The sequence below is a fragment of the Paraflavitalea pollutisoli genome, from assembly GCF_029360705.1.
Taxonomy (GTDB): Bacteria; Bacteroidota; Bacteroidia; order Chitinophagales; family Chitinophagaceae; genus Paraflavitalea; species Paraflavitalea pollutisoli.
Map to the genome: position 1 here is coordinate 1,221,001 of NZ_JARKMX010000008.1, position 25,898 is coordinate 1,246,898.

A 25,898-nucleotide genomic window follows, 5' to 3' on the forward strand; every position below is an offset into this window, starting at 1 on the left:
ATGTCATTAACTACTTCCGCACTCAGGCGGCCCATTACCACGGTAGTGATCACGCTCAGCCTGTTGCTGTTTTCCGTACTGAGTGCTACGAAAATACCCATCGATATCTTTCCGAAACTGAACCTGCCTACCATCTATGTGATCGAATCCTATGGAGGTATGTCGGCCCAGCAAATGGAAGGTTTTTTTGCCACCCGCCTGCAGGACCAGTTCCTGTATGTGAACGGCATTAAAAATATCAGCACCAAGAATATCCAGGGGCTTACCCTTTTAAAGTTGAGTTTTTACGAAGAGACGGATATGGCGGAAGCTTCTGCACAGGTGGCCCTGCAGGTCAACCGGGCGATGAAGTTCTTTCCTCCGGGTGCCCTGCCACCGCAGGTAATCCGGTTTGACGCTTCCTCACTGCCTGTGGGCCAGCTGGTGATCTCGAGTAAGTCACGTAGTCTGAAAGAGATCTACGATCTCGCCGCCACCCGGGTTCGCCCCGCTTTTGCCAGCATATCCGGCCTTTCTGCACCACCGCCCTTTGGTGCCAACTCGAGGGCCATCACCGTTAACGTGGACCCCAACAAGCTACGCAGCTATAATATCACCGCCGATGAGGTTGTCACGGCGCTGTCGAAGTTCAATGTGATGTCGCCCTCCGGCAACCTGCGGCTCGACAATACCATGTACCTCACCACCATCAATACCCTGATCAAAGAGGTGGATGAATTTGGGAATATACCGGTGGTCACCAAAAACGGCGTACCGGTATTGATCAAGGACCTCGCAAGGGTGGCGGATGCGGCCGATATCACCGTAGACTATGCCCTGATCAATGGTAAACGATCAGTCTATATCCCGGTCGTCAAAACAGCCGATGCCTCCACCTGGGAAGTGGTGAAGCAGCTAAAGCAAAAAATACCCGATATGCAGAGCCTGCTGCCCGATGATGTACAACTCTCTTATGAGTTTGACCAATCGGTGTTTGTGGTCAATGCCGTCGAAAGCCTCATTACCGAAGGAGCGCTGGGCGCCTTGCTCACGGGCCTCATGGTGCTGCTATTCCTGCGCGATCTGCGCAGCAGCCTCATCGTGGTGATCACCATACCGGTATCGATCCTGATCGGTGTATTGTTGCTCAAACTCTTCGGGCAAACCATCAACATCATGACCCTGAGTGGCCTCGCATTGGCCATCGGCATCCTGGTAGACCAGGCCACGGTGGCGATTGAAAATATACACCAGCACCTGGAAATGGGTAAGAGTAAACGGTTAGCAATTTACGACGCCTGCCAGGAAGTGAGTTTCCCCTTACTCTTGATCCTGCTATGTATCCTCGCCGTTTTTGCCCCCTCCTTTCTCATGAATGGCGTACCCAAGGCCATGTTCCTGCCGCTGTCTTTATCGATCGGCCTCACCATGATCGTGTCTTATATCGTGGCCTTGACGGTGGTGCCCATATTGTCGAACTGGATGATCAGGGCGGAAAAATACAACTACCACCATGGTCAGGTGCACGCCCATGCCGGACAGGCACTCGATGACAAGGAAATCAAACAGGTGGCCGCACACCTGCAGGAAGAACAGGCAGCACCCCATAAAAACGACCTGTTTGAACGCATCAAGCTGCGCTATATCCGGGTGCTGAACAAGAACATGCCGCGCAAAAAATGGCTGATCCCCCTTTACCTGCTGGTGTCTATCGGCCTTGCAGCCATTAGTTATCTCATCATTGGCAAGGACATGATGCCGAAGATCAACAACGGACAATTCCAGATACGACTCAAAGAGCCCGATGGCACCCGGCTGGAACGCACGGAAGACAAGGTGCGGCAGGTATTGCAGATCATCGATACCACGGTCAACCACCAGGTAGCCATCAGCTCGGCGTATATCGGCCTTATCCCCAGCAGCTATGGCTCCAGCAACCTGTATGTGTTTAATACGGGCACCCACGAAGCGGTCGTACAGGTCAATCTCGACAAGGAATACAAAGTGAATATGGACGACCTGAAAGAGGCCTTACGCCGCAACATCAAACACCGGTTGCCGGAAATGCGCATCAGCTTTGAGCCCATCGACATGACGGAGAAGATCATGAGCCAGGGAGCATCTACCCCTATCGAAGTACGGGTAGCGGGCAAGGATATGAAAGAGATCGAAACCTACTCCAACCAACTCGTGGCCAAACTGAAAGGCGTACCCTTTCTACGGGATGTTCAGATCGCTCAACCCCTGCATTTTCCGGTGATCTCCATCAGCATTGACCGGTTGAAGGCGGCACAACTGGGCTTGAACGTAGCCGATATTGCCCGATCCGTAACGGCCAGCACGTCTTCGAGCCGCTTCACCGAAAAAAACCAATGGCTCGATGAAAGCAAGGCCTATACCTACCAGGTGCAGGTACAGGTGCCCGAATACGTGATGAATACCATGGACGAGCTCAAGGAGATTCCCCTGATCAAAGGACAAAACAGCCCCGTGCTGGGCGATATCGCCCTTTTCAAAACCGATTATGCCCCCGGAGAATATGATCGTGCAGGGCCCCGCCGCTTCCTCACCGTGAGTGCCAATATCCACCACAAAGACCTGGGTGCTGCCACGAAGGCTGTCGAGCAGGCGATTGCTGCGGCGGGCGACCCGCCCAAAGGAACCATTGCGGAAGTACGAGGTATGAGCAGCCTACTTACGGAAACGCTCGACAGCCTGCAAACCGGTCTGCTATTTGCCATCATCGTGATCCTGCTGTTGCTGGCGGCCAATTACCAGTCGGTGAAGCTTGCCCTCACGGTGCTTTGTACCATCCCTGCGGTAATCGCCGGGTCACTGATCCTGCTCCTGATCACCGGCTCTACGCTCAACCTGCAATCGTATATGGGTATGATCATGTCTACAGGGGTATCAGTAGCGAATGCGATCCTGATCGTGACCAACGCCGAAAGCCTTCGCATCAGCTACCGGGATGCCACCAGGGCTGCGACGACGAGTGCGTCTATCCGGCTGCGCCCGATCCTGATGACCAGCTTCGCCATGATCGCGGGCATGATCCCCATGGCCTCAGGTATGGGAGAAGCGGGCGAGCAATCGGCTCCGTTGGGCAGGGCCGTTATCGGCGGACTTGCCGCCTCCACCATCGCGGCCCTCTTCGTACTCCCCCACGTATTTTCCTGGGCGCAAAACAAGGCCAGCCTGCGTTCACCCTCGCTGATGCCGGAGACCAACGACGACAATCTTTCAAAATAATATTACCACTACGATAAACAGAAGGATATGAAAACAATCTGGATAACAACGATAGTAATCACGGCGGCTTTACTGGCCGGCTGTGGTGGACACGAAAACCCCGTCGACCTGACGGGCGCCAAAGCCGATCCCCACCAAAGTAAATACGAGATCGGCACGGTCGTGAAGAAGCCTTTGGCCACCTATGTCAAGCTACCCGGCCAGCTAAAACCTTTTGAAGAAGTAAACATCTACGGCAAGGTCAATGGCTTTGTACGTGAAGTACTGGTCGACCGGGGCACCATGGTACGCAAGGGGCAAACACTGGTTACGCTGGAGGCACCCGAGCTGGAATCGCAGCTGCAGGCGGCTACCTCCAAATATGTGCAGGCACAGGAAAATGCGACTGCCAGCCGCGAGAAATACAAACGCCTCAAGGAAGCTGCGCAGGAAGCGGGAGCGGTAGCTCCCCTTGACCTCGACAATGCGTTGTCGAGGATGCGGGCCGATGAGGCGATCGTTTTGTCGGAACGATCCAATATGGAATCGATGAGCAATATCAAAAGCTACCTCACTATTACGGCGCCCTTCGATGGCTTCATCGTGCAAAGGAATATCTCTGCCGGCGCCCTGGTAGGGCCAGGAAGCAAATCCAACGACCTGCCGATGCTGGTATTGCAGCACCTGGCCAGGCTCAGGCTCGAAGTCTTTATTCCGGAAGCCTATGTGGACAAGGTAGACCTCAAACGACCGGTCACTTTTATCTACAATGCCATTCCCGGCCGGGAGAACAAGGCTACCATCAGTCGCTCTGCCAATGCCTTGAGCAGCCTGCGATCGGAGGCGATCGAGATCGATGTACAGAACCGTAACGGCGAACTGAAGCCAGGCATGTATGCGGAAGTGAAAGTACCGTTACTGACAGCCTCCCAATCGCTGTTATTGCCCAATAACGCGATCGTGCGCTCTACCGAAAGGCAGTATGTGATCACGGTAAAAGACGGTAAGGCTAAGATCGTATCCATCCAGGAAGGGTTACGCACCAATGATTCCACTGAAGTGTTTGGCGACCTTCGCAGCGGCGACGAGATCATCCTGCATGCCACCGACGAAGTCAAGGATGGAACGGTCATCAAATAAATGCAGCCGGCAAAAGGCCCCGGGAATAATAATCCCGGGGTCGCTTGCCGAAGTGCGATCCATTGGCTAAATTGAGCGCCCAATAAAAAGCATCTTACCCATATAAACAGATTATGCAACTCAGTGAAGTAGGACTCGTTCTCATCAAAGTTTCAGCCAACGATCAGGACGCTATACATATGAAGATCTACCGGGACAGTACCGTGTGCCGCTATGGCGCAGGCGGCTTGCCCCAACTCGGCATTACCGGCATGAGCTATTTCGGCGATGCCCGTTTCTTTGATCCCATTATAGCGCAGGTACCGGAAGAACTGCTGGCACAGCCGATCAATTATGAAGAACCAACGCCCAACGGTTCATTGGAATATGTAGTCGCATTTTTCGGCGAGTCGACAAACGGAGAGACCGATGAGCGGGCCGAATGGTCGAAGTCTACCGGCATCCGCATCAAAATAGACCAGCGTTCAGGTTTCAACCACCCCATCATGGGTTTCCTCGACAACCTGACCATGGTCGCTGCCGAGCTGACCAATGAATGGTATTTCGACATTATGGTGAAAGCGCAGTACAATATGTCCAGCTCTACCCTGCCGATCCTCACCTTTGTTACCCAACCACGGCAACAAGCAGAAATAGAGAATAACTTCGGACTGTACATCAACCAAATGCTGACGAGCGCCCGCCGTTGGTCCTTGGCGAGCTACGACCAAAATAAGACTTACGAAAAAGACGACCTCCTTTACCGAGGCGTCATAGAAGAAACACCCGAATCGTTTCGCATGGAGTTTCGTGCAATGAATGGTCCGTTACCGGTGGAATCCTAGTCCCGGACCATATCATTATCCACCAATAAAGCTACGGGCCGGCATCAAACCTGCCCGTAGCAATGTTAGTTGCCGGTAGATGTGTAACTTGCCACCAACCTAACCGGACAAACGCAATCAACCCATGGAACCCCTCATCAACTTTGCCGAATACTACAAGACGATCTCCGATGAAGAACTGCTGAAGATCGTATATAACCCGGAGGCCTACCAGGCCATCGCAGTAGCCGCTGCCCGGGAGGAACTGAACAGCCGGCAATTGAGTGAAGAGCAACTGGCCAGTGCCAATCAGGCGGCCCAATCGCGGGCCGCTAAAAAACAGGAGCAGACACAGGACCTGGATAGGAAGATCAAACAAAATACCCGGCTGTTACTCGACACCATCGATCCGCAACAGGCATCCGATACCAGTCCGGAAAAAATGATCCGGTTGATCGTGATCATTCTCGGCGTTATGTGGTTGTGGAATACGATACAGGTTGCGCCGCGCACCATTGACGGGCTTGATTACCCCTCACCCAGCCTGCGACGCATCAATATGCGCTCGCTGGTGATCATGGGTATAGCCCCTGTAGCCCTGTTCTTCTTTTGGCTAAAAACAAAACCGGGCTGGGTATTACTGACCTTTCTGCTGGTGTACCATTTACTGGGGAGCATATTGACCCTACCCTATTATTTCCAGGAGTCTGTTTATTTTAATAAGAACAGCCGTTTTCTGCCCAACCTCATGTTCACCGCCGCCATGACCATCTTTTGGGCCGGCGTATTGTATAGCGTCTGCCGGCCAGGCATCCGTAAGCTAACGACAGTATCGCCGGCCACCATGTGGATCACACTGGCGGTAGCAGCCGTCATCAGTTTGCTGCTACCGTAAGCGAAGCCGGCCTTTACCGGCCAGCCTTCTTTTCTTCTTTCAGTTCCGCCAGGAAACTCACCACATCCCGAATTTCTTTCTTCGAAAGCAGGTACCGCATTTCGGGCATGCTGGAGGCTGCATCAGTGCGGGTGCCTATGGTAGCTTTGGCTACCACCTCGGTTTTATCACCCACTTTGAGCGTAATGTCTTTATCAGTCTCGCCGGTCAGGATGCCGGTCAACGTTTTACCATCTTTCAATTTCAATATCACAGCACCATAACCAGGCGCCAGGCGCGCACTGGGTTTCACCAGGGCTTCCAGCAATTGTTCACGCGTCAGGTGGTCGGCAATACCATTCAACCGGGGGCCTGCGTTGCCACCATAGTCGTCGTACGAATGACATTTAATACACTGTGCCGTCTGATTGGAATAGAAGATCCTGCGACCCTTTTGCGGATCGCCACCATACAGACTGCCGGCATAAGACGCACTCAGCGTATCACCGGAGAGGCCATTGCTCACGGTTTTGTATTTTGCGATCAGGGCCGATGAACGGCTGCTATCGATCGCCTCCGCCAACTCGAGGTACATGACAGCAGGCAGTTTACCCGACGACATTTTAGTCAGTAAACCTTCCAGCACCGGTTGCGAATATTGCACGGGCAGGTTACCCAGCGTCAGCAAAGCCGCCTGCTGTTCTTCCGTCGTTTTCGTATTGATCACATCGGTCAGCAACGACACCATCAACTCTTTGGAGATATTCATCTTCGCGATCAGGTCGATGCCTGCCACACGAACGGCTTTATCTTTATCCGCTACTGCCAGCTTGATCGCTTCACCGATCTGCGCATACTGCAACTTCGCCAACGACTTCAAGGCGCCTACCCGCACCGCAGGTACCGCATCGCGTTGCAAAAGGCCCAACAACACCGGGTTGCTCTGGGCAATCCCCAATCGGCTGACAGCCTTGACGGCACTCAGCCGCACCTTTTCTTCTTTATCAGTCAGCAAGCTGGTCAGCGCATCTCCTGACTTTGCTTTCACTTCGTTCGAATCCCTGGTAAACTCACCACGATACCTTCCGTCCACCCGGTCCACCAACGAAGGCTTCACCCAGGTGCTCAGCGCATCGATGGCTTCCGCCCGCATAGCGGCGGGCGCACTGGCCTTGCCCGCAAATTCGATCAGCCGGGCCATTGCCTCGCTGGTGCCCAGTCGTAGGTTCGCATTGATAGCGCGCCGTAGCAAGGCTTCATTGCTATAGATAGTGGTCGGCAGGATGCCGCCCAGTGCCGGCATGGCATCCCTGATCGACAGGTCATCATTGATACCCCGGGCTGCTTCCGTTACTATGAATTCATCCGTATCCTGGAGGAATGAAGCTATACCCGGATGCTCCATCCGGCGCAATGCTACGACGGCAGCAATACGCACCGGGCGGGAAGGATCTTTGGCCAATGCCACCAGGGGTTCGGCTTTACCGATCCGCGCCAACGCCAGACTAGCCCCATGGCGGATATATACATCTTCATCATTGTTATTGCGTAAGAGACCGATGAGGGCATTCACCGCAGGTTCATACCCAATTCTACCAATAGCTTCGGCAGCGAAAAAGCGCGCCCTGCTATACGGGTCATTCAGCAGCACGACCAACTTTTCACCTGCTTCCTTGTATTTGATATCGCCCAGCCATTTGGCCGCCTGCGCCCGGATCTCAGGATCTTTGTCTTGCAGCAGCGGCAGCAAAGCCTGTGCGTATTTTGCCTCCTTCCGGGCCAGCTGGCTCAATCCCCAGATGGCATGCACCCTTGACAACTGCTGGCTGTTGGGCGCCAATACCTTCTTAAATACTTCCTCTCCCGCTGCACCGCGTTTCACCAGTTCAAACTGCGCCTTCATACGCACCTGTTTGTCGGCATTTGAAAGCAATGCGCCCAGTTCATCGGGTTGCTTTTGGGAGAAATCAGCTACCAACAGCGACTGTGTCAGTTTACGGTCTGCTTGTCCTACTCCGCGTTTATCATCCAGCTTCCAGATACGGCCATAGTCATGCGTCTTCCAACCATCGATCCAATCTGCGATGTAGAGCGCTCCATCGGGACCAAAGTCAAGCCCCGTCGGCAATATGCCGCCAACCACCAGGGTATCGTCGCCCAATTCAAAACCGGCGCCTTTCGCATTCAGCTTGAAACCATACACACCCGACTGGGCGGGATTACCTACAAACTTGGCGATAAAGAACATATTTTTAAAAGCGGGGCTCAGAGCCGTTCCGGGGTTGTATACCATCCCGGCAGGGCCGCTCACATAGTTGGCCACACAAGGCACGATATGAGCAGCCTGTCCTTCCCAGCGGGGCTTCCACATCTTTTCGTCCATCCACACTTTATAGGTGTTATTGAGCGGATCACGGTATTTTCCGTATTGCCAGTTGGCACGCCAGCCGGCATCGGCGCCGTTTACGACATACACCAGGCGCTCTTCTTCACCGGCATGGTCACCGTCATTGTCTTCACTGATCAGGTTGCCGTAGTCATCAAATACAAACTCATGGGTATTGCGCAAACCGTGTGCGAATATTTCAAAGTCGCTGCCGTCGGGATTGCTGCGGGCAATGACACCGCAGTTGGGATAAGACCAGCGTTTACCGGTTTGGTCAACCCCGTTGAAACCAATATCACCGATCTGCCAGTAGATCCTGCCATCGGGCCCCATCTCTACCCCCGACATACCATGGCCGCTAAAGCCGATATGGATGCCATAGCCGTTCGACATGGACGTCTTTTCATCGACAATACCATCCCCATTCTTGTCTCTCATGCGCCACATATCCGGGCCTACCGCCACATACAGGTTTTCACCATCTTTCATCACGCCACCGGCAACGTCGGTCACCTCGTCATGGAAATCATCCACCACCAGTTGTGACTGATCGGCGACCCCGTCGCCATCGGTATCCCGCAACCGGTATATATTATCTTTCTCCACGGTCATATCCCGCCAGTCGTGCGAGCTATCGCCATTCAGGTCAGCCAGCCAGGTATTGTGCTGGCTGTTTTCCGATGAGAGGTATTTGTGCAGGAAGGCACGTTTATCGTCGATGGATTGCAACTGGATGGAAGGTATCTCCCAATCCTGGTGGCCGCGAATATCAAACTCGGAGTTCTTTTGCCGGTTCGTGGTGGTATAATACAGGCTACCATCATCATCGATATCGATGGCAATCGGGGAGATCACCAGGGAATCGATGCCCCATAATTTCAGGGTCAGGTTGGTATCCGTAATAATAGGTTTGACAACAGAGTCTACAGATGCCGCCATCCTGGCTGCTTTGGCAGGCTCTATTTGTTTGATGCGTTTGTCGGCGGGTTCCTGCCGGCAGGCTGCGAGCAGGGCAACAGAAAAAGACAAAAACAACAGGGATCGGCTGGTCCGGGGCGGGTTGGTACAGGTCTGTGCAATCATGGTTCTAAAAATATTCCATTTTTTCCAAAAACCGGCGCACCACCCCTTCTTTCCGGGTGTTTGGTTAATCAACAACCGAACATCCCGCAAAAAAGTATCATATTCCCTATCAGTTGTACAGACCGCTCGCTAACCTACGCTAAAAGAGACTTTGATACCCCGGTGCCAACTGGAAGGGAAAATGCATGCCTGTCTTGAACTTTCCATCATTGAAGAACTTTATTTTTCTGGCCCGGATGGGATAAAGTTCGTCGGTAAAGATCAACTGCAGAGAGGTCCTGAACAACTGGTCGGGATATACCAGCTTGCGTTCCTGGCTGGTATAAGAATGGGTGGCATTTTTACCGTTATACCCACCAGGCACACCGATGGTGCCGGTCGTGATCGTCGTCATGCCTGCCAGCGCAGAAACATACTCTGCCGTCGTTTGGTCCGAGACCCCAAAGAACTGTTGTACCCTGGCATTGGAGGAAAAAGTTTTCCAGGCATTCGCCCCATAAATCGATTCCATCTGTGGAATATCCTGGAAGAACATCCACAGGTTCAGCCCATACCCACGCAGCAGACTTACCGCCTGCATCAGCGGCTCCATTTTTCCCAATTGGGCCATTTCATCCACCAACATGAGGATACGTTCTTTCGGCAGCTCCGGGCTGATGGAAATAGCACTGATGATCGAGGCGATCCAGATGCGCGCCAACCGGCTATAGGTGTCTATCTTATTGGACGGCAGGACCAGGTAGATCGACCTTGCTTTTTCTTTGATATCCAGCAGGCTGCAGTCTGCACGACTGAGGTTATTGCCAGCCATAGGTGAACCGATAAACTCGAGGTGACGCAAGACGAATGACAAGACAGATTTACCTTCTTCGGCCCCCATCAGTTTGAACTCACTGGCCATGGCCTTGAGGTAGTAAGCATGCTTACTCTGCTGGCAAACATTGTAGAAAGCGGTCAATGCTTCTTCGTCTTCAAAAACCTCCAGTATCAATGTTCTCAATTCAACAAGGTTCTTCGGCTCATCCGCATACATTTCATGCAACACCAGAAAAACAATCATGTTTTTAATGATCATGCGTGCTTTCTCATTCCAGTGCGGATCGGACTCTTCCTTTGTTTTCACCACGATCATATTGGCCAGCACAGCCCCCTGGTCGATCACTTCCTGGTAATTGCCGGCAGCAGCTAGTGCTGTTATCGGCTCAAGTGGATTGATGCCCTTGTAATAGTCGCCGGAGGGCTGCCGCAGCGTTCCATCAACCTCAAAAACAGGTGGCGCTACGCGGGATAGCAACCCGGTATAAAAAGATTTGATCTCCGCGATATTCGGAAAATCATGCTTACTTGCTTCAATAAGCTGGATACGGCTAAGCTGCCGCTCTACCTGTTTGTGCACTTCTCCAAATGGATCGATCAGACAAATCTCCTGTTTATGCAGATTTGCCCGGGCATATACACTACGAATAAAGTTCTCCCCTTTGGGGTCGATCACCACCACCGATCCGTTGTAGTTGAGCAGATTCGGCACTACCACCCCTACGCCTTTACCCGAACCCGTCTTCGCAACGGTAAGGATATGACCTTCGCCACGAAATCCGATCATGGCCCCACTATCGGGGTCCCGGCCAAGGATGAACCCATTCTCTTCGGTCATACCTTTGCCTTCCAACTCCTTGAACCGGCTAAAACGCGATTCGCCAAAAGTGCCCGGAGGTGTATCGAAATTGAAATCCCCACCCTTGACCAGGTACTTGTACAAGATCAGTATCAGGCCTATACCAGCCAACAGGTATAAGGCCAGTGGCGAGATCCTGTACAACAGGTAACCAAGAAATACCAGTGATAACCCGTTAAAGAAGGCATTGTTGATGAACTTCAAGGGTGATTTCACAAAAAGCAAGTAGAAAGCGCCAAAGCACAGCAATAGCAACACAAGCTTACTCAAAGTAGCCACCGGGTCGCTCATGTTCAACAGGAAATCGTCCAGCATCGCCGTCGTGCCCGGCGCTTCGGTATGCACATACACATTGTAAAGAATACTGGCTGTCAACAAAGAAAGCGCGATCACGAAAGCACCCTCCTTCCACAGGAAGAGCAAGGGCCTTCCCAGGTTACGAAATATCTGGTCCATAAGCAGTTTTTATTAGTAAGTCTTTATTACGTTGTACAATTCGTCCATCGTCGTAGTATTGAAGTACTTCATTTGGTGCTGATATACGTTTATCGTTGTATCCGAGAAATACTCTTCCCAGAAATTACGTACATTAATCTTGGCCATAGGACTTTGGGATACAATAGAAGTAGAATAGCTATCATATACCACCACTTTCGCCTGTTGCAGGTTACAAAGCAGCTTCTTCTCCCGCAACGACGTAAACAGCGGCTGAAATTCACTGTGCTGTATCCCTTTCTTGGTATTAAAATTTGCCAGTTCACTTTCCTGCACGAGGTCGGAGAAAATTACCAGGTAATTCACATTGTCCTCACCGGAAATCATTGATTTTTCCTTTTGCTTTACCATATCATCTTTCACACTATAGATCGCTGAAAAGATATCCGTTTCCCGACCATAAGGACGACGCACTTGTTTTAGCGAGTCCAATCGTCGCACGATCATCGGCGCTATTACTTTTACATACCCATCCAGGCGTTTTTGCTTGCGGGATGCCGCCGTGAATGCGTCTTCTCCTTTCTTTTTGAATGGGGGACTGATAGAATCCGGCAGGTTAAGATGCTTGAAAGTAACACCCATTGTATTGGTCGCACTGCGAAAGTCTTCATATACGATGGCCACGCGGTCGGTGATTGAACCGCCGTCGATGGGGTACACGATGAGCCGGTCTTCGGGTCCCATCGCATACAGGATCGTCTTGATACCTTCGGCATAAGATAACATTTGCCGCTCCTCCAGGCTATTCGAAAAATCTACCAGGCAGATAATATTTTTTATTTCCGGCCGGAAATCCGGTGGGCATTTACCGCTCAGGAAAGGAATGGAGAGAATAATCAGTAAGGGGAAGTATTTCTTGATCATACGGCAGTTTTGAGCGGGTTTTCAACATTTTCAAGTATGCGTAAGGTTTCCGGCTCCAGCCGCTGTTTGACAAATTCCTTCAGCTGATTCTGGTCAGTGGTATGGGGCAGTCCGGAGGTATTGTACCGCTCTTGCTTTCCTTCTGCAGAACGCATTTTTGTGTTCAGTCCTTCCAGGTAATTGCGAAACCGGTTCACACGACGATAACTGTTGGCAATTTCCTTATTGAGGGTTCTTGCCCGCCGCACAGAGAACACATCGATGAAATTCAGTTTCTTCTTTTTATCGTACTCAACGATATGACGGTAGCGGATCATGGCCCTATAGGCAGACACGATGTTGTGGTTCTTCTTGATCAGCAACATACAAATCCCTCCCAGGAAAGGTAGCAACAAGGCCACCAGGGTGATCGGCGATACCAACATACCATTGCCTGTCACCGTCAATCCTGCAGCCTGTGCCATCACCTCCGCCCTCTTCTGGGAAAACAGGAAAATTGCCCATAAGCAACCTATTAACATCAACGCACTAAGTACCAGGAAAAGCAAACGACTTTTTTCGCCTACCCCTATTTTTTGAGAAAAACTAATATTGGTCGAGTCCGGGAAATTGAATTTCTCCTTATCGCTTTCAAGCCAGTGGTGAAACAACACCTCGAGGGTAAGATCGGCGGCAATGATACTACCGAGGGTAAGGATCAGCGCCGTAAATACACGCATGGATACCGCCCGGATGCCTTCCTCCCCCGGCATGATAAATATCTCCATATTTTCATAGTTGAGGGAAGATTCTGCAATCAGCAAGGCGACAAAAACAACGAGAAAAAGCGCTTTCTTCAATAGCGAATTTTTATACACATTGCGCTTCGCTGTCATATTCACCACATCTCCGTCGGTAATAAATGACTGGTGGTCTTTCGACAAAAAGGAAAGTTGACGGTTGATGCGTTTCACGGTTTTGGTAACGACATGCGACGCGAAATTCTCCAGCCCCTTTTCTTTATTTTTCAACCATTGGCGGTGAGTAATTGGGAATAAAAATGTCAGCATAAACAGCTTTTTGGTATTCGTGTAGGTTATAACTTCAAATTATTACCGGGCTTAGGCTTGGGCGTGTATTTTTCAGCATCCGTCTTGTTCGGGACAGGTACTTTGGTAATATCATTGCCGTTCTTCTGATGATCGTCCTTGAGCTCTTTATTTTGCTCTTTGGTCCTCGGCTCTTTCTCTTTTGTAGCCTCTGTCGACTTACCGGCCTTCGAAGCGTCGGAAGGGCCGTTTTTATCGGCAAAGGAATCTGCTTTGTCTCTGAATTTGCTCATGGGATAATATTTTATCCAAAGAAATTCAACTCCGGCAAACACCCATACATGTTGTATGGTTTGCACCCGAAAACTCTTTCCCAAATCCATAAAATACTTTTTCACCGGCCCGACCGGGAGGCCCATTACGCCCACAAAAGACCAGACATTGACCCAATAACGTTGTGCAGTAAATGTTTAGGCAGGAAATGAAAGCTTAAAAAAATACGAGGCATTTAGCCTTCTGCCAATGGAGGGATATAACCCGATCATTTTCCTGATCACCCAGCCAACGCTTGCCAGGTAGCCAGGATCTCCGGGCGACCGATGCACAAACTGCATGGATGCCCGGTAATACAGTAAAAAATAGTACAATGACTTACGTATATCATTCGAGGCACACCAGGCCAGTCCGAGGTCCTGGTACACGATAGCCAGGTCGTCCTGATACTGCATCACCTCCGGATGCGTACGGCACAATTCTTTACTCAATGACAATTGATCCGCAAGAAAAGACAATGCCTTCACATGATCACCTGCAGTACTGTATACTGCAGCCAGCCGGCCTAGCGACAGCCCTTTCAATCGCTGCTGACCGCGATAGGCCGGTTCATACACGGCTACCGCTTGGGCGTACTCCGCAAAGCGCAGGTACTGCGCCAGGGCCTCTGCGGATTGCTGCCGTGCCAGATAAACATCTCCAATGTGCATATACACCGTCGCCATGCCCGCACTCATTTGCACCAAACCGGGTTGTTTGTGCAACAATTTCTCCCTGATACCCAGGCATTCACCATAACATTCCAACGCTTTATCAAACTGGTTGGCCGCCCGGTAGGCGCCCCCCATCCTATTGAGCGAAATAGCATGTATCTCCGGGTACCAAAAGTTCTCGGGAAAACGATCGCATAGGTCGCGCAACTGGTTTTCGCCCGCCCGGAAACAATTGTCAGCAGCCCGGTGCATCGACAACGTAAGATAGGCCATACCGGTGTCCATCAACACCACTCCATACTCCTTCTGCACTTCCGCATATTGCTTCATCGACGGCCAGCACTTCCTGTATTGCCGGATAGCCTGTTTATAAAACGAAAGCGATAAAGCCAATTGACCATTGTCACGGTAAACAGCTCCCATTTTGCCCAAAGCCCTGGCCAGGTCGAAAGGCAGCTCATTGTCACCGCCAGCCCAACCCGCAAAGTGTTGCATACGTTCATAAAATTGCCGGAAACAAGCTGAAGCCTCTTTCACCTGCCCGTTTGCCAACAACACCTCACCCAACACCTCGAAGGAGAGCAGGTAATTCCTGTAGTAGTAAGCATTCAGCGGGAACTCCCGGTGTAGCTGCTCCTGCACCACCAGTGCAGTGCTCAAAAAATGAATAGACCGATCGTATTGTTTTTGTTGAAAATAATAACGGCCCAACCGGTCTATCGACTGGAGCATCTCGCTCGTGAAAGATGCTTTATCGACGGCCGGACCAACCGTTTCGAGGTAACCGCCCAGTGCCTTTACATGTTCTTCATAGACCATAGCAGCAGCATCCTGCTGCCCCATTTGTGTCAGTATATTCGCCCGGTTAAGCAGGCAAGTGGTATAACCGATATGCCCGGCAGCACGGTAAAGCGCCTCTGCCTGTTCAATCACTTCCAGCGCCTCCCGGTATTCTCCATTTTCCTGCAACGGCTCAGCGATCGACAATACGCCTTCCGCCCAAACCAGGGCCTCATCGCCTGCTGTTTCTTCCTGCATCGAATAACTACTTTTTACTGATTGACAGTTCCGGCAACTTACGTGACGCGGCCCGCAAATACTTTTTATAGGCGGTGAATTCGCTGTCTGACATGGCTCGCCGATCGTGCATGATCTCCGTTAACGATTTCACCAAAGGAGCACAATTCTTCATAGTAGGTTTTAACTTCTCGGCTACCACCTCCTGTATCAGGTGGTGCATCTTATAGGTCAAGCCCTGTTTACCGGCATATTCACTTTTTATCCAGCCGGTTTGCTTCAGGATATCCAGCCGCTCCTCAAAATCATTGGCCTGCTGCTCTTTGACCTGCCAAAGTGTTTTCAGGTGATTGATCGGGATCTCTACGGAGGGCAAAACGGAAAAGAACTGCAACATGCTAACCCTTTGCCGGTTCTCCGCAGCCACAGACTCTTCGGTTGTTGCAGCCAGCAGGTAATCGGTATCGAATATACTCAGCATGTACTGGTGCAGGGTGGCTTTGCTCAGGCTGTTGGAAGTGTGGAAAGGGTGCGCTCCGGTATTGACAGGCCTGTCCAACGCCGGGTGCCGAAGATCGGCAGCCTTGAGGTGTTCCAGCAATTGTTGCGGCGTAGCCCGCGTTTTATACCCTGTTTTGGCGAGTAATTCTGTAAATAAGGTATGACAGCGAATATGATAGAGCAGTTTCTCCAGGTCGGGCCGCAGTTGCCGCTCCTTCATGTACTGGAACAATGACGTTTCTTCCCGGTCAGTCATATCCGGCACATAGTAATGCAAAAATAACAACATGGCATCTTTCAGGTCCAGCTCCTTTACATCGATATACTCCATCCCATCGGGGTTGGTGCGTGTCGTGATCAATATCTTCCAGCCTGTTCTCCTGAAATGACGATACATGCTCACCAGCTCATCATAATCGGCTTCGTTGATATTGTCGATGGCTACCAGGTTGTCGCCCTCCTGCCGCTGCATAGCCTGTATCACCATCTCCAACCGCTTCTCCCTGGCAAAAACCGCAGAAAGATCGAGTTGCAACGCGTCGGCCACCCCCTGCACAAAAGCACTCTCCAGGTTCCTATGCACCGATACGGAAATGATCCATTTAAAGTGCTGGCGGCAAAGGTCCCTGTTCAGGTACTCGTGCAGTAAAGTGGTCTTTCCCATTCCGCCCATACTGGTCAACAACAACACATTGTCACGTTGTCTCCTGTCCGTAAGCCGGTCATGGATTTCCCGCAACAGTTCACCCCGACCCAGGAATAGTTCAGGCCTTGCCGGCATGTTGATGTGATATTTTGAATGCAGAAAGGTGCCAGCTGATTCTTCGACCGGTGCAGCTATCGAGGCTGTCAACACCTCCTGATCCATGGCCTGTCGAAAGACATCGAAGTTTTTGTACCCTGTATAGGTCAGAAATAGCTGCCGGGTGTCAGCGTGCAGATCACCCAGGCTATCATTTTTAAGATAGCGTGCAGCCTGGGCCGGAGAAATGTCCGTATCGGTCGACAATATTCTAGCCTTTCCGGCACATTTTTCCCGCACCTTTTCCCAAAGCTGCCGGTTATACTCTTCCTCATTGAATCGCCAAATCATCATATATCAACGAATTAGACGGTTGTACTAAATATCCCCTACAATTTTCCCGGGCTACAGGAGAATGTCCTGGTCCTTCAGGAGAAAATAAGAGCACGTTATGAGAAATGCTTGTACGGTTATGAGAAAACAGTGACGCACGCCCCCTTTTAAATAGCTCCAACTGATCACATCTTCTCATAAGCCTTGCTGACATTTGATGCAGCAAACGGCACAACACCAGCGGTTATACAGCGCTGATTATCCTCCGGAGAAGTAACCAGGTTGACCGTTCGCCAGTTCCCTGGCCAGGGTTCTTTTCACCAGCCCGAGATTCCAGACACCCAGCACGATGACATCAAGCTGGTCAGCAATGACCATCCGGACTTCTCATGGCTATTCCGAAAACAATTTCAATCAAAAAACAATGACAAAGAAAATAATAGCATTACTCATGCTCCTATCAGCCCTGTATAGCTGCAGCAAAAAAGACAGCGAAGACGATGATCGTAAAATAATCATCAAACCACCAACAAACAATACCACTTCACCCGACTCTACTCAACAATCATCCGCAGGAGAGGATGACGACAGAAAGATCATCATCAAAACATTCGCCGCGGAAGGTGCCGCCGCCGACTCAACCAGTGAAGGAGAAGATGGCGAAGACGATGACAGAAAGATCATCATCAGACCCTAAAATACGCCGACATCCGGAATCTAACAATTCCGGATGTTTTTGTTATTTTTAAACACCACACTGCTTATTATGCTATCCAAACCAATTGTTTGTATACTGACGACCCTGCTGTTCATCCAGGCCTGCCGACCATTTGCCAAAGACAAGTTATATGCCCTCACACACCAATTGGAGGATGCCAATTTACCCGATAGCCAGCAAATAGCCTTGATACTGCAGGCAGATTCACTGGCCGCGCTGGCGGGCAACGACAGCATCCGGGTAGCCTTACACACCAGGGCGGGAGAATTATACCTGAATAAGTCCAGGGCACTGCAGGCAAAAAAGCATTTCCAGCAAGCGGTCTCCATCGCGACACAAACCAGGGACCAACAAAAACTGGCAGCAGCGCTCAACAATATCGGAGTGGCCTGGGACGACCTGGCCGAATCCGATAGCGCTATCAAATATTATACATCGGCCACCTCTATCTACCGGGCAAAAAAGGACTCGCTGCGTCTGGCACAGGGCCTTGTAAACATAGGCATTCTATATAAGAACAAAGGCGACCATGAACAAGCCGTGGCTGCCACCACGGAGGCGGCGGCTATCCTGGAAAACACCAACGACAAACGCAGTCTTTCCGATGCCTATAGCTCGTTGGGCAATAGCCTGAAAGACCTCAACCGGTATGAGCTGGCCCTGTCATATCACCACAAAGCGCTCCGGCTACGCGAAGCCATCGATGATTCTTTTGGTATAGCGCAGTCATTCAATAACATCGGCAATATCTATCGCTACCAGAAAAAATACCCGGAAGCGTTGCAGCAATATGCCGCTTCACTCGCTATCAAAGAAAAATCGGGTACCCCCAAATCCATTGCCAACACCATCGATAACATCGCCGTCGTATACCTCGAGCAACGCCAGTATGGACAAGCCAGGGCCTACTTCGGGAAAGCGCTTGCCCAAAGAAAAGCTGCCAACGATAAAGAAGGCGTTATCACCACCATCAACCGGCTCTGCCAATTGCTCATCGAGATGAATGACCTGAAAGGGGCATCCGAACTGGCACAACAAGGCGATAGCTTATCGCAGCAACTCGATAATCCCAAGCAGCGGATCGATAACATCAGTGTATTGACAGAAATCAATCGCCGAACAGGCAACCCCCAGGCAGCCCTGGCTTACGCCTTGCTCAACCTGCAGTTGAAAGACAGTCTGTTCAATCGGGATATCGCACAGGCCACTACACAGTCCGAAACAAGATACAGAGCCCTCGAAAAAGAACAGGAGCTGGCATTTGTCAATCAGCTCAAAGACCAGCAGACGATCGAGATCAACAGGCAAAAAATATTCATCGTAGCGCTGTCGACCCTGCTGGCCTTGCTGATCCTGGCCACCATATTACTGATCAGGTCCCGAAACACGGTCAATGTATTGTTCAAAGAACTGGCTCACCGGGTAGATAACAACCTGCAGATCCTGCTGGGCGTGCTAACGCTGAAAAAATATACCACGAAAGATCCGGACCAGCAGGCCGCACTCCAGACGCTCGAAGAGCGTGTCAACGCCATGGCATCTATCCATCATATATTGAAGGCCCCTGCCTACAACAAGCGTGTACAGGTAGACATGAACCTTTTCATCAACGACCTGGTAACGCATATCAACAATACTTACGCGAAGGCATCGATCCACTTTACAGTTCGCACGGACATCGACACTGCTCCTTTCGAAGGAAACCGGGCAGTAACCATCGGCTTGCTTATCAACGAATTATTGACTAACCTTTACAAGCATGGCACACCCCGGCACAACAGCGGAGAGATCCGCGTGAGCCTGAAAAGATCGGACAAGAAATACCTGTTAACGATTGCTGATGATTGTGCGCCCTGGCATCCGGCGCCAGGAAAGGGCAATAAAGGAATGGGACTATTTTTGATTCAAACATTGAGCGAACAACTGAAGGGCAAACTGAAGACAGCAAGCAACGATTCCGGCACCACCACCACCCTGTTGTTTTGACAACAGGATTATCATTCAAAAACATCATTAGGCGATTGCAACTTATTGGTCGTAACCAGCTTCTTCAACCTGCTGAGCACATCCGGCTTAAATGACTGCGTAAGCGGTATCTGCTTAGTGCCGATAACGAGTGCATCAGCTGTAATACTATCTACCCGGTGGATATTTACATAAAAAGACTTGGCCGTCTTGACGATGGCCGGACAGCCCAACTGCGCCACGACATTATTCGAACTCATGGTAATCGTATACAGGCGGCTGTTGGAACAATGGATCTTCGTGTAGGCCCCGTCGGCTGCCAGGTACAGGATATCTGAAAAAAGAACTTTTTGGTAGGCACCATTCGACAGCACGAAAATACCATTCTCCACCCTTTCACCCAATGCCTGCACGTTGCCGGCCACCATATCCGGCATCGCCGTTTTGGCGAAGGCCGCCGCCACCGCTTTCACCAACGCAGCTTCCGAAAAAGGCTTGCTGATATAGTCCGATGGAAACGCCGTCTGTGCCTGCCGGTATACCTGGTAGTTGGTATGATCGGTGATGAAGATCACAGGCACTTTATACTGGTGGGAAATAATACCGGCGGTGGTGATGCCATCCAACTTGCCGCCCAGCCCGATATCCATCAATATCAGGTCCGGCGCATATAGTGGGATCTGCTCCAACGCCTCTTCGCCGGAAGTGACCATCGAGCAGGTATAACCCTCATGTTCAAGTATCAGTGAGATACTTTTGCTGATGATCAGCTCGTCTTCCACTATTAAAATGTTTCCGCTGTTCATGAATCTAGTTTAAAGGTGTAAACCAAAAATACTATTCTGCCGTTGATTTCAAAACCCGCGCCCCTACTCTTTTTTAACGACGATGCACAAAATAGTTTCAAAAAAGAAAACACTGGTTTCAGAAAGAAAACACCCTCCTTTACCGCACCTGGTAACGAACTCTTATGGGTATGGCACATATTGCATACAGCATCAGCAAGATGCAATCACCAAATCCTGACTGCCATTGTATGATCCTGAACAAGTCGATCGCTCCTGCGGAAGGCGAGTTTTCCGTCAAGTCCTACGTATGCACCAGTCTTCGGTCGTTGGTGTTTAACATGACGGCTTACGGCTACCTGGAGATTACCAATAAGCGGTTACTGCTGCAGGAGCTAAGCGGTCATTCATTGAGTACCCCCCATATCATTCATTGTGAAGTGCCCCTGTCGGAGGTAGCCGGCATCAATATATACCGGGCACAAAGATTCAATGGGATTCGGCTACTCGCAGGAACGCTGCTGCTGGCAGGATGGGTACCGGCTGTTGCTGTCCTGTCCAACGTTCCGTTGCTGTCGCTGCAAAGTACCCCGGCCTCCTACCAGGCAACGGTGTGGTTGCTGTTTGCCATGGCTGTCTATGGCGCCTATGGCTTCAACCGGCAGCCAGTCTCCCATAGACAACATGCTAAAGACGGCTCCTGGAAAGAACTATTGCTGATCGGCATCGGACTCGGCATCATCAGTACCCTTGCAAAAGATGCCGTCAGTTATACCCCCTTTAGCTCCTCCCTGCCGGCTTTGCTGGTAGCCCTTGCCACCATGGCTTATGCGCTTGTAAGGTTCTCGCAACAAGCAGCCTTCTCCCTGCGGGTACATACCCGGGGCAGCCATTTACCGGTGATGAAGGTGACAGCGCCCGTACCGGCCAGCCATGCAGGTAAGGCGCCCCGCAGCACCATGAGTGGGCAACCAGCCAAAGACAGCCTGCTGGTCATAAAAGAACTCGGCGCCCTGATCCTCGATATCCAATTGCTGGGGGAACCCGGCATCGATAAATGGCGCATAAACAAATCCATATGAAAAAAGAAACGGACAAACAACAACAACCAGACTGGAAGCCCAACAATACCCGGGCCGAATATCATTTCAAAGACCTCGTGCATGAACAAGGAAAAGACGAGGGAAAAAAACAACGACTGCAGGAAGAAGAAAAGCATTTCGAGACAGCTAAAGAAATCCTACAAAACGATAAACAGGCGAGGGAAAGAACGCATGGCATTGGGACAGACAAAAATTTCGTACAAAAAGACTTATACCCAGATCCCGACGCCCTGGCGAAGATCAAGAATAAACATCCGGTCAACGACATATCGTCACACGCCATCGAAAACACCCGCACCGGCGAAGTGTTTGAACACAAACTGGTCAACGAGCAAGAGCGGGCCAGTAGCCTGGTTTTCTTCAGGAACAAACAATCGTTCAAGGAAAAAAACAAAGCGTGGATGAAGCAAAAAAAATTATCGGACCAATCACCGGCGTCACCTAAAAAAACCGGAAATAATCGTGGAAAAGACAAAGACATCAATCTCTAATACAAAAACGATCAACTAATCGATTATGGAAAATTTACTTATTGTCATTGCCGTAGCTGCTGCCGTTTACTTTATTTATAAAAAGGTCTGGGGCGCACGATTACAGGTCAGGGAGGACTATTTTGAACAACATGGCGTAAAAGTGCACTTCCTCGACAAAACGATAACGATCAGAAGCCATACCTACCACGTAAACCAGGTAACCGGCATTAAATCGATACTGGGAGGTAGCCTCAAAGGGGTGGAAATACAAGTGGATGATTTCAAAAAGCCCATTCACAAAATATCGATCGGCGGGTTTGGTAAGGCGCAGGAGAAGTTTGCGCAACGACTTTCCGTCGCATTGCGCAAGGCAGGCGGCCCAAGCTTCGTATAAAACGGCCGCTCATCACCACCGGCCCTACCTAAAATACGAAAGGCTGACTTCCGAATGAAGTCAGCCTTTTGAGTATATTGGATTCGTACGTCTTATTGATCCACCAGCTTCGTCACTGCCGGATGCAATTCCAGCGTGTCGACAGTGGCAGTCGTTTGCACCAGCTCCACCACCGTTTGCTTACGGGCAGTGGTCCAGCGGGCCAGCTTGATATTGTATACACCACCCATCATATTGAACAGGCCGGCGTCGGTAGGTGCCGCGGGGTATTTGTCGGTGATGGGGTAAGGCATATTGGTCATGTTGACCGCCGAACGATAGTGCAGGAAAGGCACTACGCGGGGCTTATAAGTGGTTTGATCGATATCTACCGAATACATCGAATACCAGTCGTTGTTACAGATCCTGTAACCCAGGATGGGCGACTTGGTGTTGTCGTAGATGGCGTTACCGCCTCCGGTAGCAATAAACAACACGTCTTCCGGTACAGAAGCCTCAGTCACTGTCGTGCCCTTGAAGATGGCTACACCACAGGTGTTACCACTGTTGGCCCAGGGACCGGAAGTTCCAAACTGACTGGCCCGTACCAGTCCACCGTCGCCCCTGTTGGGATTCGTACCGGTAGTCAGAAAATTCTTTTGAATAAAGAAAGTGGAATTGGGGAATGAATAAGTACCCGCCGACCCGTTGATCTTCTTATTCTGAAAACCCAGGTATACGAACTTACCCTTTTTTACAATCCCTGAATCCATATTGTACTTGATCGTGCGCTGACCGCCTGTTGCCCATCCTGCATCGAGCGGTGTGGCCGAACTCGCTGTACCAGCATTGCCATTGAACACCATGCAGTAAGGAGTTGCCTTGAAGTCGATATCGGTAGTAGCCATCATTTGCACATACTCATAACCACCATCACCACCCTTGGGATCGCTTTGAATACCGGTGATCAGCAGGTCTTGTGCCGACACACCCATATTGATGATATCGTCACCGTTCCTGGTTCTGTATTGTACACCTCCTTCAGCCGTACGAAACGGTATACCCACATAGGCACCCAACGCCAGCGGGGCATCATTCGCGTAGCTAACACCAGGATCGGTAAACAGGGTAACATCACCAAAACCATCGTTGAGGTTTCTGCTACCACCAATCACAGCACCCGCCGGTAGAGAGGGCACAAAGCTCGATTTATTCAGCAGACACAGGGTGCTTTCCCAATTTTGGGGCGTGGAATACAATTGCATAGAGGTCACGACATTGATCGTCAGCGTTCCTTTGCCCTTGGCTGTCACCTTGGGTGCGGTGACACCCGTAATCAGCAGGATACCGTTTTTCCGCGTCAACGTACCGCCTTCGATCTCCACCCACACGGAATCGCCGGGATGGTAGTCGGCCGCAGCAGCGCCCAACTCGATCGACATACCGCGCAACGTGTCCAGGCGACGGCTGTCCTGCACTACCAACAAACCTTCGGGCAGGTTTTTGGCCGAATGGTCCGATACCACCACGGCCGCCAGTTTGGTACCACCATACATATTCTCTTTCGTCAGGACCACGTCGGTTCCTTTGTACAACGGACGCACATCCAGACAGGAAATGATGTCGCTGGGAGTTGCGCCCGAGTAATTTTCGTACGTGTCTTTTATACAGCTGTTCAACACAACAGCCAGTATGATCGCCAGGGAGAGACTTACTATATATTTCATCTACTTGTTTTTTAAAGAATGATATACCTAAGGGCGCTGCCACCAAACCTGCGTGGAGATCTCATCGGGACCTTGTACCGCCACGGCTGCTTTATAGTTGGTAGGATTGGCCGCCTGTACATATACGGGATATACGAGACGGGCTGGCATCACACCACCGTTCTGCAACCCGGGCCCTTTCGGCAATATCGGGTGACCGGTGCGCCGGTACTCAAACCATTGCTGCATATCCGTCAGGAACAGGGCATAGTATTTCTGTATATGGATCATTTCCATTTTCTTGTCCATCGAAAAATTATCATCCCACAACTCACCACCGGCATCCATATTATCCAAATGGTCCGTGAAATCGGCAGAAGGAATTGTTTCCGGGAAATTAGGCACCCAGTAGTTGATGGCGGAAACCATACCCTGGTGATAATAAGCCTTCGCATCGCCGGCGATCCAATCTTTGATCACCGCTTCCGCCAGGATGAACTGTACTTCCGCATACTGCATGATGATACCGGTATTCGCATTCTGCTGCAGCGACCAGGTACCGCCGGTAGATGTATTGTCATAGCTCTGGAAATAACAACCTTTGGCATCGGCCGTTCCGGGAAGGTACGCACTCTTCACGCCAAACCATCCGCCCCCACTGGCTTGCGATATACCAAACCGGCCAATACTGCCCGAGCCATAAGGCAGGGCAGACACGTAGCGGGGATCTTTCCAGGCAACGAGGTTATTCAGGAAAAAACTGCAAATGGCCGGGGCCCGGAAATCCTGGGCACGTACGCCGTTTACATAAGGCGACGTATAGGGATCGGTCGTGCTGGTACCGCCGCTCCACGGCAAACGGGCACAGTCAGCATTGCTTTGAAAGATGGGATAAGTACCGGGTGTTTCCGCGATCTGTTTGATCTTGGCAATGACCTGATCCTTCACCGCTGCTTTACCCGACACCCGCATCAGCAATCGCAGGTACAGGGAGTTGCCAAACTTGCGCCACTTGCTGATATCCCCCTTGTAAATAGGGTCACTGCTTACCACGATCGGTTGACCAGCCGCCAGCAAGGTATTGACGGCTTCCAGTTCTTTGAACAGATCCTGGTAGATCAGTTCTTGTTTGTCAAAGGTGGGAATTACATTACCCTGATCCCCTTTCAGGGCGTTGGAGTAAGGAATATCTCCATACGTATCGGTCAGGTTGGCAAACAACCACACCTTGCATAGCCGGCCTATGCCCTGGTAAGAGGTGTTGGCAATCTTCTCCTGGCGCGCCAGGCTATCGATCTGCTTGAAATTGGTCAACTGTACAAACCAGGCATTCCACAAATAGTCCGACACGTTGGACCGGAAGGCGTAGCGGAACACGGTATTGTCACCATCGCTCTGCGATACGGTTACCTGCATCAGTTCGTTGTTGAAGCTCCTGTTGCGGCTCATACCGGGCCACAGGGAGTTGACCAGTGCCGGCGCCAGCAACTTGTCGGGCGTAGTCTCCAGCACATTGATCGGGTCTACGTTCAGTTCCTCAAATCCTTTATCGCATGACTGGAGCATCGGGAGCGCCATCAAGGACATACAGGCTACATATAATTGCTTTCTCATCGTCTGTTTTTTACTTGTTTACGA

Annotated in this window: 19 protein-coding genes; 9 read left to right on the top strand and 10 right to left on the bottom strand. The window is 50.9% G+C overall.

Annotation, left to right across the window (positions count from 1 at the left end; translation table 11 throughout):
* The 4 genes from P2W70_RS18690 (at window position 1) to P2W70_RS18705 (ending at window position 6,048) form a co-directional block, all read left to right on the top strand.
* Entirely contained in the window at window positions 1-3,231 is a 3,231-nt protein-coding gene (locus P2W70_RS18690; protein WP_276483031.1) for an efflux RND transporter permease subunit, read from the top strand.
* Between the two features lie 27 nt (window positions 3,232-3,258).
* Window positions 3,259-4,350: an efflux RND transporter periplasmic adaptor subunit gene (locus P2W70_RS18695; protein WP_276483032.1), complete on the top strand. Its 1,092-nt coding sequence runs from the start codon at window positions 3,259-3,261 to the stop codon at window positions 4,348-4,350.
* A 113-nt stretch (window positions 4,351-4,463) separates the two neighbouring features.
* Window positions 4,464-5,174, top strand: a complete 711-nt coding sequence (locus P2W70_RS18700; protein ID WP_276483033.1) for a hypothetical protein — start codon at window positions 4,464-4,466, stop codon at window positions 5,172-5,174.
* 124 nt (window positions 5,175-5,298) lie between these two features.
* Window positions 5,299-6,048, top strand: coding sequence for a hypothetical protein (locus P2W70_RS18705; protein ID WP_276483034.1), 750 nt, complete (start codon window positions 5,299-5,301; stop codon window positions 6,046-6,048).
* A 13-nt stretch (window positions 6,049-6,061) separates the two neighbouring features.
* Here the strand turns inward: P2W70_RS18705 and P2W70_RS18710 are convergent, their stop codons facing one another.
* From P2W70_RS18710 to P2W70_RS18740, 7 genes are all read right to left on the bottom strand, one after another.
* Window positions 6,062-9,496, bottom strand: coding sequence for a HEAT repeat domain-containing protein (locus tag P2W70_RS18710; RefSeq protein ID WP_276483035.1), 3,435 nt, complete (start codon window positions 9,494-9,496; stop codon window positions 6,062-6,064).
* A 139-nt stretch (window positions 9,497-9,635) separates the two neighbouring features.
* Complete coding sequence (locus tag P2W70_RS18715) at window positions 9,636-11,627, bottom strand: type IV secretory system conjugative DNA transfer family protein (RefSeq protein WP_276483036.1); 1,992 nt, start codon at window positions 11,625-11,627, stop codon at window positions 9,636-9,638.
* A 12-nt stretch (window positions 11,628-11,639) separates the two neighbouring features.
* A complete protein-coding gene (locus P2W70_RS18720) occupies window positions 11,640-12,530 on the bottom strand; it encodes a hypothetical protein (protein ID WP_276483037.1) in 891 nt (296 codons plus the stop codon).
* A complete protein-coding gene (locus tag P2W70_RS18725; protein ID WP_276483038.1) occupies window positions 12,527-13,579 on the bottom strand; it encodes a hypothetical protein in 1,053 nt (350 codons plus the stop codon). Before P2W70_RS18725 ends, P2W70_RS18720 begins: the two co-directional genes overlap by 4 nt.
* 26 nt (window positions 13,580-13,605) lie before the next feature.
* Complete coding sequence (locus P2W70_RS18730) at window positions 13,606-13,851, bottom strand: hypothetical protein (protein ID WP_276483039.1); 246 nt, start codon at window positions 13,849-13,851, stop codon at window positions 13,606-13,608.
* A 177-nt stretch (window positions 13,852-14,028) separates the two neighbouring features.
* The gene (locus P2W70_RS18735; protein ID WP_276483040.1) at window positions 14,029-15,582 is read right to left on the bottom strand and encodes a tetratricopeptide repeat protein; all 1,554 of its coding nucleotides are present in this window, start codon (window positions 15,580-15,582) and stop codon (window positions 14,029-14,031) included.
* A 7-nt stretch (window positions 15,583-15,589) separates the two neighbouring features.
* On the bottom strand, window positions 15,590-17,158 hold the full coding sequence (locus P2W70_RS18740; protein ID WP_276483041.1) for an NB-ARC domain-containing protein: 1,569 nt from the start codon (window positions 17,156-17,158) through the stop codon (window positions 15,590-15,592).
* 403 nt (window positions 17,159-17,561) lie between these two features.
* Between P2W70_RS18740 and P2W70_RS18745 the strand changes: the two genes are divergently transcribed.
* The gene (locus P2W70_RS18745; protein ID WP_276483042.1) at window positions 17,562-17,834 is read left to right on the top strand and encodes a hypothetical protein; all 273 of its coding nucleotides are present in this window, start codon (window positions 17,562-17,564) and stop codon (window positions 17,832-17,834) included.
* A gap of 69 nt (window positions 17,835-17,903) precedes the next feature.
* A complete protein-coding gene (locus P2W70_RS18750; protein WP_276483043.1) occupies window positions 17,904-19,841 on the top strand; it encodes a tetratricopeptide repeat protein in 1,938 nt (645 codons plus the stop codon).
* Window positions 19,842-19,852: 11 nt separating this feature from the next.
* Here the strand turns inward: P2W70_RS18750 and P2W70_RS18755 are convergent, their stop codons facing one another.
* Complete coding sequence (locus tag P2W70_RS18755; RefSeq protein ID WP_276483044.1) at window positions 19,853-20,626, bottom strand: response regulator transcription factor; 774 nt, start codon at window positions 20,624-20,626, stop codon at window positions 19,853-19,855.
* Window positions 20,627-20,796: 170 nt separating this feature from the next.
* Here P2W70_RS18755 and P2W70_RS18760 point away from each other — a divergent pair, with 170 nt between their 5' ends.
* The 3 genes from P2W70_RS18760 to P2W70_RS18770 are packed head-to-tail and all read left to right on the top strand — an operon-like array spanning window position 20,797 to window position 22,575.
* The gene (locus P2W70_RS18760) at window positions 20,797-21,687 is read left to right on the top strand and encodes a hypothetical protein (RefSeq protein ID WP_276483045.1); all 891 of its coding nucleotides are present in this window, start codon (window positions 20,797-20,799) and stop codon (window positions 21,685-21,687) included.
* Complete coding sequence (locus P2W70_RS18765) at window positions 21,684-22,199, top strand: hypothetical protein (RefSeq protein WP_276483046.1); 516 nt, start codon at window positions 21,684-21,686, stop codon at window positions 22,197-22,199. The genes P2W70_RS18760 and P2W70_RS18765 overlap by 4 nt, the downstream gene beginning before the upstream one ends.
* Window positions 22,200-22,224: 25 nt before the next feature.
* Window positions 22,225-22,575, top strand: coding sequence for a hypothetical protein (locus P2W70_RS18770; protein ID WP_276483047.1), 351 nt, complete (start codon window positions 22,225-22,227; stop codon window positions 22,573-22,575).
* A 92-nt stretch (window positions 22,576-22,667) separates the two neighbouring features.
* Here P2W70_RS18770 and P2W70_RS18775 read toward each other — a convergent pair whose 3' ends face one another.
* Complete coding sequence (locus P2W70_RS18775) at window positions 22,668-24,281, bottom strand: DUF5689 domain-containing protein (RefSeq protein WP_276483048.1); 1,614 nt, start codon at window positions 24,279-24,281, stop codon at window positions 22,668-22,670.
* 27 nt (window positions 24,282-24,308) lie between these two features.
* Window positions 24,309-25,874 (bottom strand): SusD/RagB family nutrient-binding outer membrane lipoprotein, encoded by a 1,566-nt coding sequence (locus tag P2W70_RS18780; protein WP_276483049.1) that lies wholly within the window; start codon window positions 25,872-25,874, stop codon window positions 24,309-24,311.
* Window positions 25,875-25,898 lie beyond the last annotated feature (24 nt).